Source organism: Acinetobacter sp. YH12100 (assembly GCF_013419135.1).
Taxonomy (GTDB): Bacteria; Pseudomonadota; Gammaproteobacteria; order Pseudomonadales; family Moraxellaceae; genus Acinetobacter; species Acinetobacter pseudolwoffii.
This window is the reverse complement of the sequence record NZ_VPAQ01000005.1, coordinates 14,441-28,685: the sequence shown is the minus strand read 5'-3', so window position 1 is coordinate 28,685 and position 14,245 is coordinate 14,441. Positions and strand designations below refer to the sequence as shown.

The 14,245-nt window shown below is 43.7% G+C and carries 13 protein-coding genes; 5 read left to right on the top strand and 8 right to left on the bottom strand.

What is annotated here, in order from left to right:
- Positions 1-69: 69 nt before the first annotated feature.
- Both purM and purN read left to right on the top strand, forming a co-directional pair.
- Positions 70-1,140 (top strand): phosphoribosylformylglycinamidine cyclo-ligase, encoded by a 1,071-nt coding sequence (purM, locus tag FTU40_RS04920; RefSeq protein WP_100357838.1) that lies wholly within the window; start codon positions 70-72, stop codon positions 1,138-1,140.
- 6 nt (positions 1,141-1,146) lie between these two features.
- On the top strand, positions 1,147-1,776 hold the full coding sequence (gene purN, locus FTU40_RS04915; RefSeq protein ID WP_180040030.1) for a phosphoribosylglycinamide formyltransferase: 630 nt from the start codon (positions 1,147-1,149) through the stop codon (positions 1,774-1,776).
- A gap of 61 nt (positions 1,777-1,837) precedes the next feature.
- Here purN and FTU40_RS04910 read toward each other — a convergent pair whose 3' ends face one another.
- The gene (locus FTU40_RS04910; RefSeq protein WP_005170030.1) at positions 1,838-2,641 is read right to left on the bottom strand and encodes an alpha/beta fold hydrolase; all 804 of its coding nucleotides are present in this window, start codon (positions 2,639-2,641) and stop codon (positions 1,838-1,840) included.
- Positions 2,638-3,660, bottom strand: coding sequence for a signal peptide peptidase SppA (gene sppA / locus FTU40_RS04905; protein ID WP_005097629.1), 1,023 nt, complete (start codon positions 3,658-3,660; stop codon positions 2,638-2,640). Before sppA ends, FTU40_RS04910 begins: the two co-directional genes overlap by 4 nt.
- A gap of 126 nt (positions 3,661-3,786) precedes the next feature.
- Here sppA and FTU40_RS04900 point away from each other — a divergent pair, with 126 nt between their 5' ends.
- Complete coding sequence (locus tag FTU40_RS04900) at positions 3,787-4,761, top strand: lysophospholipid acyltransferase family protein (protein ID WP_074383365.1); 975 nt, start codon at positions 3,787-3,789, stop codon at positions 4,759-4,761.
- On the opposite strand, the gene FTU40_RS04895 is transcribed toward FTU40_RS04900, so the two are convergent.
- From FTU40_RS04895 to FTU40_RS04885, 3 genes are all read right to left on the bottom strand, one after another.
- Positions 4,750-7,215: a DNA internalization-related competence protein ComEC/Rec2 gene (locus FTU40_RS04895; protein ID WP_180040028.1), complete on the bottom strand. Its 2,466-nt coding sequence runs from the start codon at positions 7,213-7,215 to the stop codon at positions 4,750-4,752. The genes FTU40_RS04900 and FTU40_RS04895 overlap by 12 nt on opposite strands.
- An 86-nt stretch (positions 7,216-7,301) precedes the next feature.
- Positions 7,302-7,985, bottom strand: coding sequence for a lipoprotein-releasing ABC transporter ATP-binding protein LolD (lolD, locus tag FTU40_RS04890; RefSeq protein WP_005097632.1), 684 nt, complete (start codon positions 7,983-7,985; stop codon positions 7,302-7,304).
- Positions 7,978-9,213 carry a lipoprotein-releasing ABC transporter permease subunit gene (locus FTU40_RS04885; RefSeq protein WP_005097633.1) on the bottom strand — a complete coding sequence of 412 codons (1,236 nt, stop codon included), beginning with the start codon at positions 9,211-9,213 and terminating at the stop codon, positions 7,978-7,980. The genes lolD and FTU40_RS04885 overlap by 8 nt, the downstream gene beginning before the upstream one ends.
- Positions 9,214-9,239: 26 nt before the next feature.
- On the opposite strand from FTU40_RS04885, the gene FTU40_RS04880 reads away from it, so the two are divergent.
- Positions 9,240-9,803, top strand: a complete 564-nt coding sequence (locus FTU40_RS04880) for a PilZ domain-containing protein (protein WP_005097634.1) — start codon at positions 9,240-9,242, stop codon at positions 9,801-9,803.
- A gap of 9 nt (positions 9,804-9,812) precedes the next feature.
- Here FTU40_RS04880 and FTU40_RS04875 read toward each other — a convergent pair whose 3' ends face one another.
- A complete protein-coding gene (locus tag FTU40_RS04875) occupies positions 9,813-10,727 on the bottom strand; it encodes a DMT family transporter (RefSeq protein ID WP_180040026.1) in 915 nt (304 codons plus the stop codon).
- Between the two features lie 12 nt (positions 10,728-10,739).
- Entirely contained in the window at positions 10,740-11,225 is a 486-nt protein-coding gene (locus FTU40_RS04870; RefSeq protein WP_005097638.1) for a YaiI/YqxD family protein, read from the bottom strand.
- A gap of 239 nt (positions 11,226-11,464) precedes the next feature.
- On the opposite strand from FTU40_RS04870, the gene FTU40_RS04865 reads away from it, so the two are divergent.
- Positions 11,465-12,397 carry a hypothetical protein gene (locus FTU40_RS04865; RefSeq protein WP_100534844.1) on the top strand — a complete coding sequence of 311 codons (933 nt, stop codon included), beginning with the start codon at positions 11,465-11,467 and terminating at the stop codon, positions 12,395-12,397.
- Positions 12,398-12,991: 594 nt separating this feature from the next.
- Here the strand turns inward: FTU40_RS04865 and serC are convergent.
- On the bottom strand, positions 12,992-14,071 hold the full coding sequence (gene serC, locus FTU40_RS04860; protein WP_074383369.1) for a 3-phosphoserine/phosphohydroxythreonine transaminase: 1,080 nt from the start codon (positions 14,069-14,071) through the stop codon (positions 12,992-12,994).
- Positions 14,072-14,245: the final 174 nt, after the last annotated feature.

Genomic DNA, 14,245 nt, shown 5'->3' with positions numbered 1-14,245 from the left:
GATCAGAAATACCATAAGAGTTTTATATATTCAGGTTATAATCGCCACCGCGAATGCGGAGACTTCATTATGAGCAACTCAACTTCTACCCCAAATACTGGTTTAAGCTACAAAGATGCAGGTGTCGACATTGAAGCGGGCGACGCGTTAGTCGATCGTATCAAATCTGTCGCTAAGCGTACCTCACGTCCCGAAGTTATGGGCGGTCTAGGTGGCTTTGGTGCACTTTGTAAAATTCCTAAAGGTTATGAAGAACCTGTTCTCGTATCTGGCACAGATGGTGTGGGTACAAAATTACGTTTAGCATTGAATTTGAACCGTCATGACACAATTGGTCAAGACCTGGTGGCAATGTGTGTTAACGACCTTCTCGTGTGTGGTGCTGAACCACTGTTCTTCCTCGACTATTATGCAACTGGTCATTTGAATGTGGATGTTGCTGCAAATGTTGTCACTGGTATCGGTACTGGTTGTGAGCTTGCTGGCTGTGCACTGGTCGGCGGTGAAACTGCTGAAATGCCAGGCATGTATGAAGGCGAAGATTACGATCTTGCAGGTTTCTGTGTCGGTGTCGTTGAGCAAAGCAAAATTATTGATGGCTCTAAAGTCAAAGCCGGTGACGTTTTAATTGGTGTTGCTTCTTCAGGTGCACACTCAAACGGTTACTCACTGCTTCGTAAAATTCTAGACGTGAAAAATGTTGATTTAACTCAAATCGTTGATGGTCGCCCACTTGCAGATGTTGCAATGGAACCAACCCGTATTTATGTCAAATCGATTCTTGAATTGCTTAAACATGTCGATGTACACGCAATGGCACACATCACCGGTGGCGGTTTGCCAGGTAACTTACCTCGCGTCCTTCCAAATGGTGCTCAAGCACTTGTGAATGAATCTTCTTGGGAATGGCCTGAGCTATTCAAACTTCTACAACGTGAAGGCGGTGTAGAGCAGTTTGAAATGTATCGTACCTTTAACTGTGGCGTCGGCATGGTGCTTGTGGTTGATGCAAATGAAGCTGACAAAACTGTTGAATTACTCAACGGTCTTGGTGAGAAAGCATGGACAATGGGTCAGATTCAAGACAATGCTGAATCGGTTGCAGGTGCAGACGAAAAAATTCGTGTGATCTTCGCATAATTTCGCATGATTAAAATTGCTGTACTTGTTTCAGGTAGCGGATCAAATCTACAAGCCTTGATTGATGCCAATCTTTCAGGGCAAATTGTCGGCGTGATTTCCAATAAACCTGAAGCCTTTGCTTTAACGCGTGCGCAACAAGCAGGAATTCACACTGCAGTTATTGAACACAGGCAATATCCAAACCGAGAAGCGTTTGATGATGTGATGCATCAGCAACTGCTGGACTGGGATGCGGATCTGGTGGTACTTGCCGGCTTTATGCGAATTTTAAGTGAAAAATTTGTAAAAGCCTGGGAAGGGAAAATGTTGAACATTCACCCTTCTCTATTGCCTTATTACAAAGGCATGCATACCCATCAGCGTGTACTCAATACCGGTGATGTTCTGCACGGCTGTACGGTGCATTATGTCACGGCTGAACTTGACGCAGGCCAAGCGCTTGCTCAAGGTGTTCTCAAGGTTTCTCACCACGATACGGTAGACAGTTTGGCAATGCGTGTGCATAGCCTTGAACATGTAATCTATCCTCAAGTCGTAGAATGGATTTGCAGCGGTGCGATTCAATACACTGAAGACGGTGTGCTATATCGAAACGAGAAAATGCAAGAACCTGTTCAATTCTGCAAGTTTTAACATCATTTAAATATAAAAAACGCATCCTCGGATGCGTTTTTTATATTCTCTTTTTAATGATTCAAACAGATTGTTGCTGAATCAATTGCTTTACCAAGTCCGCTACCTGATCGGGTTGTTCCAATGGAAACATATGTCCTCCCTCTACCACGGTAAAAGGAATACCAAATTTCTTTTCGACCTGCTGCGGGAACTTGCGGGCCAGAAATGGACCTTGCTCAGCCACGACCAAATGTACCGGAACTTTCGGTTTCGCCTGAGGCAACCACCACAGTGAGGGATTGGTTCTAAACACGGCCACTTCATCCTTTTTAGGGATGGTGAGTTCTACTCCGCCCCGAATCGGATCATCTTGCAAAGCATGCTCAATATAGGCCTGGAAGCAATCGGCATCAAAGTCTTGATAAAAACCTTTAGGACGCAACAACGCTGCTGCCTGTTCACGTGAATCCCAATGATCACGACGGCGCTTGGACAGACCTGCCGGAGACATTCTGTCCAAAGCTTTTAAGCGCAAAGTTTTCGCAAGATGCAAGGCAAAGGCTTCTTTACCCATAATCATCGGCGGGTCCAGCATGATCATCTGCGAAAACAGTTCGGGACGCTGCAAGGTAGCCTGGAAAGTTAATACTGATCCTAGAGAATGTCCCAAACCAATCACCGGTCGACCTTTTGACTGACGCACAATACTGTCAATCACTTGCTGAGTCAGGCTTTTCCAATGATTATCCACTGGATAACGTTTATCAGGCCCTAAGAGCGGCACATAGATAATATCGTAATCATCTTGCAGTCCATCAAACAGCTTTTGATAGACTTTCGATGGCACGCCATTGGCGTGCGCGAAATGAATCAATGGTTTCATTGCAATGTCGTACTGTTTTCTGACTGAAGTTTCTGCGCAACTGAAGTGGCAATTCCGTCACCAATCGATGAGCCCATGCGACCCAATACGGACTCAAATGGACTATATTCAATGGTATAATTCAAGGCTCTTTCAGTTTTCAGTTCGCGCTTCAAGGTATTTAAACTTCCGATCCGATCTGCGATTCCTAGTTTCACCGCCTGATCACCGGTCCAGAACAAACCAGAGAAAATCGCAGGATCGGTTGATTTCAGTTTATTACCACGCCCCTGTTTTACCGCATTAATAAAGTGACTATGCACATTATCCAAGACACCTTGTACATGGGCTTTTTGTGCAGGATCGACTGGTTGAGTCATCGACAGCAAGGCTTTATTGTCACCTGAAGTCATGGTGCGATCTTCAACACCAAGCTTTTGCAGCAAATTACTCACGCCATAATTTGGCATGATCACACCAATCGAACCGACTAAACTCGATGGATTGACAATGATCTCATCCGCAGCAGAAGCGATATAATAAGCACCTGAAGCACCGGTATCACCGATCACTGCATAGAGTTTTTTCTCGGGATACTGCTTTTTCAAATACTGAATTTCTTGCCAGATTTCATCGGACTGTACCGGTGAACCACCCGGCGAGTTGACATTCAGCACTACGGCTTTACTCTGTTTATTTTCAAAAGCTTTTTTCAGCGATTTAATCGTATTGCTACTGTTGACACTCTGCTTGTCGGCAGCAATCGTACCAATAATATCGACGACGGCAATATGAGCACCTGCGCCAGCGCTGGCATCTGAGGAAACTGAACTACAGCTCTTGCCGAGTGCCAAAATCACCACAAGCAGATAAGCAAAAGTCAGGAATTTAAAGAAAATTCCCCAACGGCGCGCACGGCGCTGCTCTTCAACCGAAGCTAAAACCGCTTTTTCCAGCAATTTCCATTCCGGACCAGTCGGTTGAACTGGCTGTTGCGTATTTTGTATTTGATTTTCAGGTTTTGGTGGCCAATCGGACATAAATAATCCAATAAATTGATTTATATTGAACCCATTATATACACTGAATCGGGTAATTCTGTCTAAACAAAACGTTTTCGCCTATAATAAATTTTGTTCTCTTTTTATTGTACTTAGACGAAATCAATGACCAAACAGGACTCACGGAATTCAGCTTACGGTTTACTCAAATACATTAGCCGCCAACCGCTTCCGGTTTCTCGATGGATGGCCCGTCTTCTGGCCTTTATTGTGAACAGTTTCAAAGTCACCAAAACTTCGGAAATCATTCGCCTCAATCTCGAGATCAGCCTTTCTGAACTGTCCAATGACGAACGTGAGCGTATTAACCGTGCTGCGGTTCGCAATGAATTAATGTCATATTTCGAGTTTTTTACCATTTGGGGCTCAACTAATCAGAAAAATATCAAACGGGTGCATCGCGTCATTGGCGAAGATCTACTGCATGATGCACTGGCACAAAATAAAGGCCTGGTGTTAATCGTGCCACATTTTGGTACCTGGGAAATCATGAATGCCTATGTCGCCCAGTTTACTTCCATGACCATTATGTATAAACCTGTAAAAAATCAGGCAGCGGATCAGTTTGTACGGGCTGCGCGTAGCCGCGAACAGGCACATCTGGTGCCGACCGATGAATCTGGCGTCCGTCAGATTTTTAAGGCCTTAAAACAAGGTGGCACCACCGTGATCTTGCCAGACCATACCCCAAATGTCGGTGGTGAATATATACCGTATTTTGGGGTGCCTTTGGCCACCAGTAATTTAAGTGCCAAGCTGATTCAAAAGACCAAAGCCCGCGCCCTGTTTCTATATGCCCTGCGGAATACCGAAGATGGTTTTGATATCTTCATCGAGGCAGTTGATGAGAAAATTTATAGTGGCAATGCCAATCAGGGTACGCAAGTTATTATCAACAGTATTGAAGATTTAATCCGCCGCCATCCTGAACATTATCACTGGAGCTATAAACGCTTCAATGCGCATCAAGATTTGGGTAATCTTTATACACTGGAGCATGAACAGGCTTTGGCCAAAGTGAACGCCTTGAGAATGCAAGCTCTGCCTAAAGATCAGCCTGCTCTAGAATCAGTAATTTAAAGACTGACGATATAACCATTGCCATTGATGCCGTTCGGCAGAAAGTATCAGTTTGGAACCTTGTTGCTGAAAGTGCAAACTGCCCTGTTCGGCTGTAGTCAGTAATGGAATATTGAGTGCTTTGAGCCGTTGCTGCGTCAGTTGGCTCGGATGACCATAACGGTTAAATTTTCCTGCCGAAGCAATTGCCAGTTTGGGCCGTAAAGCTTCTAAAAACTGATAGGCTGAGCTGTGCTGACTGCCATGATGTCCAAGCACCAGCACATCAACTTTAAGCTCAGGATAATCTTGGAGCAGCTGATACTCAGTCTCCCAACCCGCATCGCCCATGAGTAAAAAATTTTGATAAGGCCCGGCATTTTTAACTTGCAGATATACCACACAAGACCGGTCATTTTTATTGAAATGGGCTGTATTTAACTGCTGCTGCCGAGGTGCCAAAATTTTAAACTGAATATCTTCAGACCATTGCCACTGCTGACCTTGATGACAGAACTGAAAACGGGAGGAGTGCGCTATTTCAGGAATCTGATTGGACGATACCTCTTTAATTTTCAATTGATGTTTAATACTGTGATAAGCGCCACTATGATCTTGATCCAGATGGGTTAAAATCAGTTGATCCAGCTTACCCACACCTTGCACAGACAGAAATGGCAGAATCACCTGTCGACCGATACTGAATTTTTCTTCATCATAATAGCCGCCCATATCGACCATCATACTGCGTGCTCCATCCCGAAGAAAAATTGCTTGTCCCTGCCCCACATCCAGAATAGAGAGCTGAAATGCATGCTGATTGAGCTGAGGAATGCACAGCGGCACACAGGCAAGCACCGTCCAGCTTTTGGGCAATAGGCCACGCGGTAAAAATACAATCATTAAGGCCAGAATACACAGCGCAATCATCCAGACATTCATCGCCACCGGAATCAGTTGTGGAGCAAACAGCCGATCAAGCAGATCCAGAAATGCCAGCAGCATGTGAATGAAAACATCATTCAATTGAAATACCACACTGGAAAGTGGCTCTGAAATAAAAAACAACAAAGCCGCCAGAATATCTATAGGCACAATCAGCAGCCCAATCCATGGAATCGCGACCAAGTTACTGAATGGGGTAATCCAGGCGATTTGCTTAAAAAACAGCATCATCAAGGGAAATAGCGCCAGAAAGATTTTCCATTGTGATTCCAGCAGCACTTTCAACGCAAAATACAACCGTTGTAATAAGGTTTGTTCTATCTGACGCGGTTGCTGTTGAATGGTCTGATAGATTCGCAGCAAAACAAAACAGGCCCCATAAGACAGCCAGAATGCAGCCGACAAAATACTGAAAGGATCAAAGAGCAATAATAAGGCAGCACTCAGAATCAGTAATTTTAAAGCTTGCACATTTTGCCTGAGCAACAAGGTAAAGGTCACAATCACGCAGATCAATAAAGTGCGTAGCGCTGGAATTTCAAAGCCCACAAAGGCGCAGTACAGCAAGACACATAGTAAAAAAGGCAGGCTCAAAAAATACTGCCTTGGCCATTTCAGATAAATATGCGGCATAAATCTTGAAATCAGATATTGCAAAGTACCACAGACCATCAAGGCAAAGATCAGAACGTGCGGCCCGGAAATGGCTAATAAATGGCTCATACCAAAACGCTGGAATTGTCGCTCTGTCGCCGGATCTAACAGGCTTTCATCACCGCTTAATAAGGCCAATAACAAACCTTTATGCTGTACGGGTTGCCTGGCTACGAATTCTCTTAATGCCAGTCGCTGCCGCTCTACCCAAAGTAAAATTCGCGGACTTAAATTTTGCTGCTGGCGTAAATATTTGCCATGACCAAGCGCATAAAGTTGTTGCGGTTGTAACTCCTGAATGCTCTTGATTCGGAAACCGGCCATGATATTTTGCTGTAATGCCCACTTTTCAGCATCAAAAGATCCGGGGGTGGCATAACTATGATGAGGTCGGATTTGGCCTTGAATTAAGTAATATCGTCCAAGTTCAAGGAGGTGCTGCTTTATCTGCGCATTTATCAAACTGGATTGAGTCACGGGTTCTTGGACAGGCAAAAAGCCCATCCATTTAACTGTACTGCCATCAGGACTGAGCACATGCAGAGCTTGCTGGATATTCTGCTCACCAAGTTTATTCAGGTCTTTGATATGCACCACAATCTGTTTTTCGGAGACTTCATGTTCACGCGTCGACAAGCGTTCAGACAGTTGCAGATTGGCATAGCCATGGCCTAGAAATAATCCTAACAGCAGGCTTGAACCAGTCATGGCCAAATTACTGAATGGTGTGTTGAAAATGTGCTTTAATTTACGGCAACCCAGATACCACAGTAATACCGCGATTAGAACGACCGTGCTGCTCAGTTGAACAGACAGAAAACTTTTCCCCATACAGGCCAGACCTAAAATCCAGCCGATACACAGCCACTGCAACATTGGATCTTATTCTTTATGGTTATTATTTCACCCAATAATAAAGCCCACCGGAGTGAGCTTCAATCAAATGCGAATATTCTCTTGATTTAGGGTGTGACCCACAGACCATCCTGCATATGTAAAATTCGGTCTGCAGCATGTGCCAGTTGTTCATCATGCGTCACAATCAGCATCGCCATATTGAATTCACGTTGCAATTCGGTGAGCAGTTCAAAAATCTTTGCTGCAGTCTTACGATCCAGATTTCCGGTCGGTTCATCCGCCATCATCAGTTTAGGTTTGCCCACCACTGCACGCGCTAAGGCCACACGCTGGCGCTCACCTCCAGATAATTCACCTGGCTTATGTGTCAGACGATGCGAAAGACCAACCCGCTCCAGCAAGTATTCAGCCTGCTGTTTGGCTTCTTTAAACTTCACATTATCGCGGAGCATCAGGGGCATGGCTACATTTTCCAGTGCCGTAAATTCTGGCAACAGATGATGAAACTGATACACAAAACCCAAATGCTCATTGCGCACATAGCCACGCTCTGCTTCGGACAAGGTATCGAAACGGCGACCATTGACCATCACTTGCCCTGATGTTGGTCGATCCAGTCCACCCAAAACATGCAATAAGGTACTTTTACCAGAACCACTCGAACCGACAATCGAGACAAACTCACCTGCTTTGACCTGCAGCGACAAGCCTCGAATCACATCGACGGTGGCTTTGCCATCGGTAAAGGATTTGTGAATATTCTGGGCATCTAAAATCAGATTACTCATAACGCAAAGCCTCTGCCGGTTGAATTTTTGCTGCACGTAAAGCGGGGTAAATCGTCGCGACAAAACTTAAGGCCAATGACAAGCCGACAATCACCAAGACATCCTGCCAGCGTAAATAAGAAGGTAGATAATTGATAAAATAGGCATCAAACATATTCAGACCCAAAGTATTGTTTAACCAGCCGATAAAGCTACTGATACTGGTCGCTGCAATAATCCCGAGGATTGCGCCGGCACATGTCCCAATCACCCCAATCACCGTGCCTTGCACCATAAAGATTTTGGTAATGGTGGCAGGCGAAGCACCCAAAGTCCGTAAAATCGCAATGTCCGATTTTTTATCCGTCACCACCATCACCAGTGATGAAACGATATTAAATGCCGCTACCAGCACAATCAGGAATAATAACAAGCTGACCATGGCTTTTTCCATCTGGATCGCGCTGAACAGATTACCATGGGTATAAGTCCAGTCAGATGCGTAGAAGTTGGCTGGTAAATCCCGCACGATTTCCTGAGACACTTGCGGTGCGACAAAAATATCATCCAGTTTTAAACGCACGCCTTGTGCACCATCTGGTAGACGCAACAAAGTTGAAGCATCATTTAAAGCGATATATCCCATCATCGAGTCGACTTCAGCACCAATACTGAAAATTCCCACCACTTTAAAGCGCTTGAAACGAGGCACCACACCTGCTGGTGAAGGGGTCGCCTCTGGCAATACCAAGGTAATATTATCGTTTAAACCGACCCCCATGGCATCGGTCATCTGCTTGCCCAGAACAATACCAAATTCACCTTTTTTCAGGCTATCAATACTGCCCTCGACCATATGGTTTTGTATAATGGATACTTTTTTCTCATACTCGGGTTCAATCCCGCTGACCATAATCCCGGCAACCTGTCCCTGTGCCGTCAGCATGCCCTGTAATTGGGTAAATGGTGCGACCCCCTGGACATGCTCATGCTGCTCAATCTGCTTTGCAAGTTCGGGCCAATTTGTTAGAATTTGCGTTGAAGAAACAGTAGCTTGAGGTATCATTCCCAAGACACGATTTTTCAACTCTCGGTCAAACCCATTCATCACAGACAAAACTGTAATGAGGACTGCTACACCGAGCGTGAGACCGATCATTGAGACCAATGCAATAAAAGAAATGAAGTGGTTACTACGCCGTGCGCGAGTATATTTCAACCCTATATACAGCGAGATTGGTTTAAACATAACCATCTAGTCCGAGGTAATAAATTATGGAAAATGTACAGCATCCAAACGGATACACGGAAAGACGCGTTATGTCTCGCATCGATGCTGCCTTACGAATTAATTATCAGATTATTTCCGATGATGTTGCCTTAAATGATCCTTATGACTCTAACTTTGTCTTGCCCCGCTATTTTCTACTACTTGCAGAGCTAGATCAATTTGATCATGCGGTTAACTACGAATTAGAACAATTATCTGAAAAAGATCAACAAATTGCTCGAATCTTATCCTTATTCAACCAAAAATTAAACCTTATTACCGGTTCTTTGTATGACGCAATTGTACAAAGCATGTTACCTGTACCAGAGCAGGTGAACTTTTCGGAAACCGGTTTTAGTTTCTTTAGTGACCGCCCCATCACTGAAGGCACCTATCTGCACGTGACTTTAAGCCACCCGGAAAATTTCTTCCATATTGCGGCAACCGCCCAAGTGGCCTACAGTCGTGAAGAAGAAAATAGCAAATTCCGGACCGGTGCTTATTTCATTACCATGCACCCACAAGACCGTGTCAAACTGGGTGAATGTGTCAAAGCCAACTTTGCTTAAATCACTGATTTAGTCATTGTGAATACTGGATGGAAGGCGAGCTGCATAGCTCGCTTTAATTTCTCTGGAAAAATATAACAATAAACCAGCCAGCAAGATAACAACACCAAAGACAGCCCCACCCGATAATTTTTCATCATTCAGAATTACCCCGACAAATAAGGCCAGCATCGGCGTCAATACGGTGGTCAATGACAAAGTAGTCGCCTTGATTTTCTGTACCAGTTTAAAATAACAGAACATCGCAATCAGGGAAGCCATGATTACAGCATAACTGAGTCCAATCAGCGATTTAGCCTGCGGAATCTGGGTCGGTGCAAATTGCCAGATAAACGGCAACATGGCACAGGCCATGACCGCTGAAACTGCAATAGAACCCGCAGCTTGCGCCATGGGTTCTAAAGGTGCATTGACTTTTTTCACCCAGAACATCGAAACACAGTAAATAAAAACACTGAGCAACATCAGGCCTATGCCAATCGGCTGAACATGCTGGTCTTTACCACCCACACAGATAATGCCCAGCCCCAGCAGCGCAATCGCCATACCTCCCCACTGCGAAGGATACAGCTTGAGCTGAAATACAAAACGGCCAATCAATCCGGTAATAATCGGTGCCAGACCGAACATTAGGGCAATAATGCCTGAACTCAAATAATCCGTGGCCAGATAAGTGAAAATCTGTGAGCCGATAAAACTGCATGCGCCAGCCAAATAACTGTGCATCGAGAGAGAATCGACAGGAAAACGGGTTTTAAACAGCCACAACAAGATAAATGCAAAAGGCAATGCCAGAAAAAATCGCAGTGCCAGTGCCCAGAGCGGATGCAGATCGCTTACACTCCAGACAATGGCTAGCGGTGTAGTGGCCCAGATAAAAACCAATAAAAGATAGGTCACAACCATATTGGTGTGTGTTGGCATGCGCGATTGCTCTTAAAGTGCAGATGTTTTACGTTTTTGTTTTTGAATGGTTTGATCCAGTGCGCTTGAAAATTCACGCTTATCCCGCTCTGAAATCGGAGGTGGCCCACCCGTTTGTACACCGGCACCACGCAAACTATCCATAAAGTCTCTTAGATGTAAACGTGCTTTGACATTGGCCGTGGTATACACTTCACCGCGTGGATGAATGGCAATCCCGCCCTTTTCAATCACTTCTGCCGCCAGGGGAATATCTTGGGTCATGACAATATCATGCTCTTTCATGCGCAGAATAATCTCTTTATCTGCAGCATCAGCGCCACTCATCACCTGAATTGAATTAATCCGGACTGAAGGCGTAATGCCCACCGACTGATTAGCCACAAAAGTCACTTCCAACTGATAGCGATCCGACGCACGGATAATCACATCTCTTAAAATACGGGGTAATGCATCAGCATCGACCCAAAGTTTGAATGGCAACACAGGGTTTCCCATTAAGGTATAAATCCTGGGTATTCTAGCAAATTGAGAGGATCAGGTTGATGATTAAATCGTTGCATTTTCATCGCTGCTGTCGCTCATGTTTTTTTGAATCTATTTGATTTGAGCAACGACTGTGATTTAGTCTAGAAAAAAATTGGCTGCATTTAATTTGAAAATTCATTCGATTGACTTGAAAAATCGCAATGACCCTCGATTAACTATAAATAAGTCATCCAAGATCAATTGTGCATATGAAAAATCAGAATAGCCCAGAGATCATCACCATTGATGATCAGAATTTCGGTAGTCACGTCGAACACTGGACATTACTCACCGAGAATCCAGGTACAGATGTGCCACAGTGGTTAGGCAAAGCTCTTGATGCGCCTATTATGCCGATGGGCATTTGCACACAAGAATGTGATATGGATGAAAATACCTGGCTGATTCAGGGGCCGAGTAAAGCTGCGGTGCAATTGAGCCAAGTGATCGCCATAGAAAATAATAAGCCACAGGCCGTAAAAACTGCATTCCCCTGCTTTGACAGTCCTTATCAGGTCAAAGCGACCATCGACCGAATTATTTCCTGCAAATCCAATACTCAGGCGGTATTACGTCTGAATCTGGGTGCCAACAATATTATTTATGCTTTCGATAGTCTGTATAGCGTCAATCATCCGCATTATGAAAAAGACCAGTCCTATGTGGTGAATCTGAATGCTTGGGCCTATGAGCTTGAAGCAGTGGCTGACCATGAACATCTGGTGGTGGATGATCCGGCTTCGATCAAGCATCACCGTGCCTTGAATGATATTCTGGCAGCCAACCAAGGCGTGGCACCCGATAATTTGCAGGAACAGATTGATGCCTGGCAGCCACAGTCAGAAGAAGATAAAGCACCTGTTACTGTAGATTTCTCTAAAATGGTGGCTTATCTTTATGGTGAAACCATGGGCCAGGAAGATGAAGCCTGGTTTCAGGGCAATATTGTCGGTAAAACTGCCATGCAGTTTATGGATCAGGACTATACCCTGTATGATGTCACGCTGATTCATGATGAAGGTCAACCAGCCACCTTGATCCGGATTGCAACGCGGAATGAGCAGCATAAAAATTTCCAGATTGGTCAATATATTCGTGGAAATCTGTGGATTCAGGCCAATATTTATAGAAAATCGGCTTAAGTTAAAATAAACAAAGAAGGTCTTCTTTTTGATGGGGATCTTCTTTGTTTAATCCGTATTTTCTGTTTTTAATTTTATTTTTTTGATTATTTTTTACCCATTTTTTCTAGCTTAACAACCTATTTAAATCATTTAAAAAATCGAGTTATCCACATTGTTAAATTCACATGAATTCATTTTATACATGCAATCGAATCCTAAAAATCTTGTAAAAATAAGACTTTGATTTCGCATACGAATAAGTTCAGACAAATCCAAAGCTGATATTTAAATAAAATGAAAATTTATGAACTTTAATCAAGAATGTACTTTATTTAATCAATTTTTTATGATAAAAATACTCACAACAAATAGTATTAACGATAAATAGATCGGACAATAAATATCTATGAAAATCGTGCAAGAAGAAACATTAGACCAGGTCGAGCATCATCTTAGCTCTCGCTATAATATTGATATGATGTCATGCCTTTTTTTCATGTTGGGAATGCTGATCTGCGGCTTTACCCTGCATACTTTTATTTTTTAAATTCCCTGACATAACCGAATGCATAAAAAAAACCCAGCCTATGCTGGGTTTTTACATTTCAGGGATTAACCATTGCGTTTTGCAAAGTCATCCATAAAATTCACCAAGGCTTGTACGCCCTCTAATGGCACTGCATTATAAATACTGGCACGCATACCACCGACAGAGCGGTGACCCGCAAGATTCAATAAATGCTGGGCTTCTGCTTCTTTCAGGAATTGTTTTTCAAGATCTGCATTGGCCAAAGTAAATGGCACATTCATGATTGAACGATTTTCTTTGAAGATTGGATTGGCATAAAAATCGCTTTGATCGATATAACCATAAAGCAGATTGGCTTTTTCCAGGTTCACTTTATGCATGGCCTCTACACCACCATTTTCCAGCAACCATTCAAATACCAGACCAGACAAGTACCATGCATAAGTCGACGGCGTATTTACCATAGAACCATTTTTGGCTTGATCTGAGTATTTTAAGATACTTGGAATTTCAGCTTTGGCTTGATCCAGTAAATCTTCACGAATAATCACCAGGGTTAAACCCGCTGGGCCGATATTCTTTTGCGCACCTGCATAGATCACACCAAATTTTGATACATCAAGTGGCGCAGATAAAATGCTTGATGAATAGTCACAAACAAGGGGCTTATCTGTTTCAGGAATAGAGGCAAACTGCAGACCACCAATGGTTTCGTTGTCTGCATAGTGCACATAGGCGGCATCGGCAGACAGCTTCCATTCGCTTTGCGCGCTGATGGCATGTTTAGCATCAATTTTGATACCTGCTTCTACCACATTGATATCGCCATAGCGTTGCGCTTCTTTCAAGGCCTTTTCAGACCAGATTCCGGTATGGATATAGTCCGCTTTGTTATTTTTACCCAGCAAGTTCAATGGAATTGCCGAAAATTGTAAGGATGCGCCACCCTGCAAGAACAATACTTTGTAGTTCTCGGGAATATTCATGAGTTTGCGTAGGTCTGCTTCCGCTTTTTCAGCCACGGCCACATAGTCGGAACTACGGTGGCTCATTTCCATGATCGAAAGACCTTTGCCATGCCAGTCAAGCATTTCAGCTTGAGCTTTTTCAAGTACGGTAGTCGGTAATGCAGCAGGACCAGCACAGAAGTTGTACGCGCGCATGAGTTTTCCTTATCTATGTGAGACACAATAAAATGATGGCATTTAACCATATCTGGCAAGGTCTTGCACAAAATTATTTCAATCTCAAACTGTAATTACAGTCAAAAAATCAATGTAGATTCACAAGATAAGTTGACCATTTATAGGATTAATTAAACTTATTATGCCTATTTT

What these genes read in the sequence shown, in the direction of transcription:
- purM (WP_100357838.1), top strand. Translation starts at nt 70, where the DNA reads ATGAGCAACTCAACTTCTACCCCAAATACTGGTTTAAGCTACAAAGAT.
- purN (WP_180040030.1), top strand. Translation starts at nt 1,147, where the DNA reads ATGATTAAAATTGCTGTACTTGTTTCAGGTAGCGGATCAAATCTACAA.
- FTU40_RS04910 (WP_005170030.1), bottom strand. Translation starts at nt 2,641, where the DNA reads ATGAAACCATTGATTCATTTCGCGCACGCCAATGGCGTGCCATCGAAA.
- sppA (WP_005097629.1), bottom strand. Translation starts at nt 3,660, where the DNA reads ATGTCCGATTGGCCACCAAAACCTGAAAATCAAATACAAAATACGCAA.
- FTU40_RS04900 (WP_074383365.1), top strand. Translation starts at nt 3,787, where the DNA reads ATGACCAAACAGGACTCACGGAATTCAGCTTACGGTTTACTCAAATAC.
- FTU40_RS04895 (WP_180040028.1), bottom strand. Translation starts at nt 7,215, where the DNA reads ATGTTGCAGTGGCTGTGTATCGGCTGGATTTTAGGTCTGGCCTGTATG.
- lolD (WP_005097632.1), bottom strand. Translation starts at nt 7,985, where the DNA reads ATGAGTAATCTGATTTTAGATGCCCAGAATATTCACAAATCCTTTACC.
- FTU40_RS04885 (WP_005097633.1), bottom strand. Translation starts at nt 9,213, where the DNA reads ATGTTTAAACCAATCTCGCTGTATATAGGGTTGAAATATACTCGCGCA.
- FTU40_RS04880 (WP_005097634.1), top strand. Translation starts at nt 9,240, where the DNA reads ATGGAAAATGTACAGCATCCAAACGGATACACGGAAAGACGCGTTATG.
- FTU40_RS04875 (WP_180040026.1), bottom strand. Translation starts at nt 10,727, where the DNA reads ATGCCAACACACACCAATATGGTTGTGACCTATCTTTTATTGGTTTTT.
- FTU40_RS04870 (WP_005097638.1), bottom strand. Translation starts at nt 11,225, where the DNA reads ATGGGAAACCCTGTGTTGCCATTCAAACTTTGGGTCGATGCTGATGCA.
- FTU40_RS04865 (WP_100534844.1), top strand. Translation starts at nt 11,465, where the DNA reads ATGAAAAATCAGAATAGCCCAGAGATCATCACCATTGATGATCAGAAT.
- serC (WP_074383369.1), bottom strand. Translation starts at nt 14,071, where the DNA reads ATGCGCGCGTACAACTTCTGTGCTGGTCCTGCTGCATTACCGACTACC.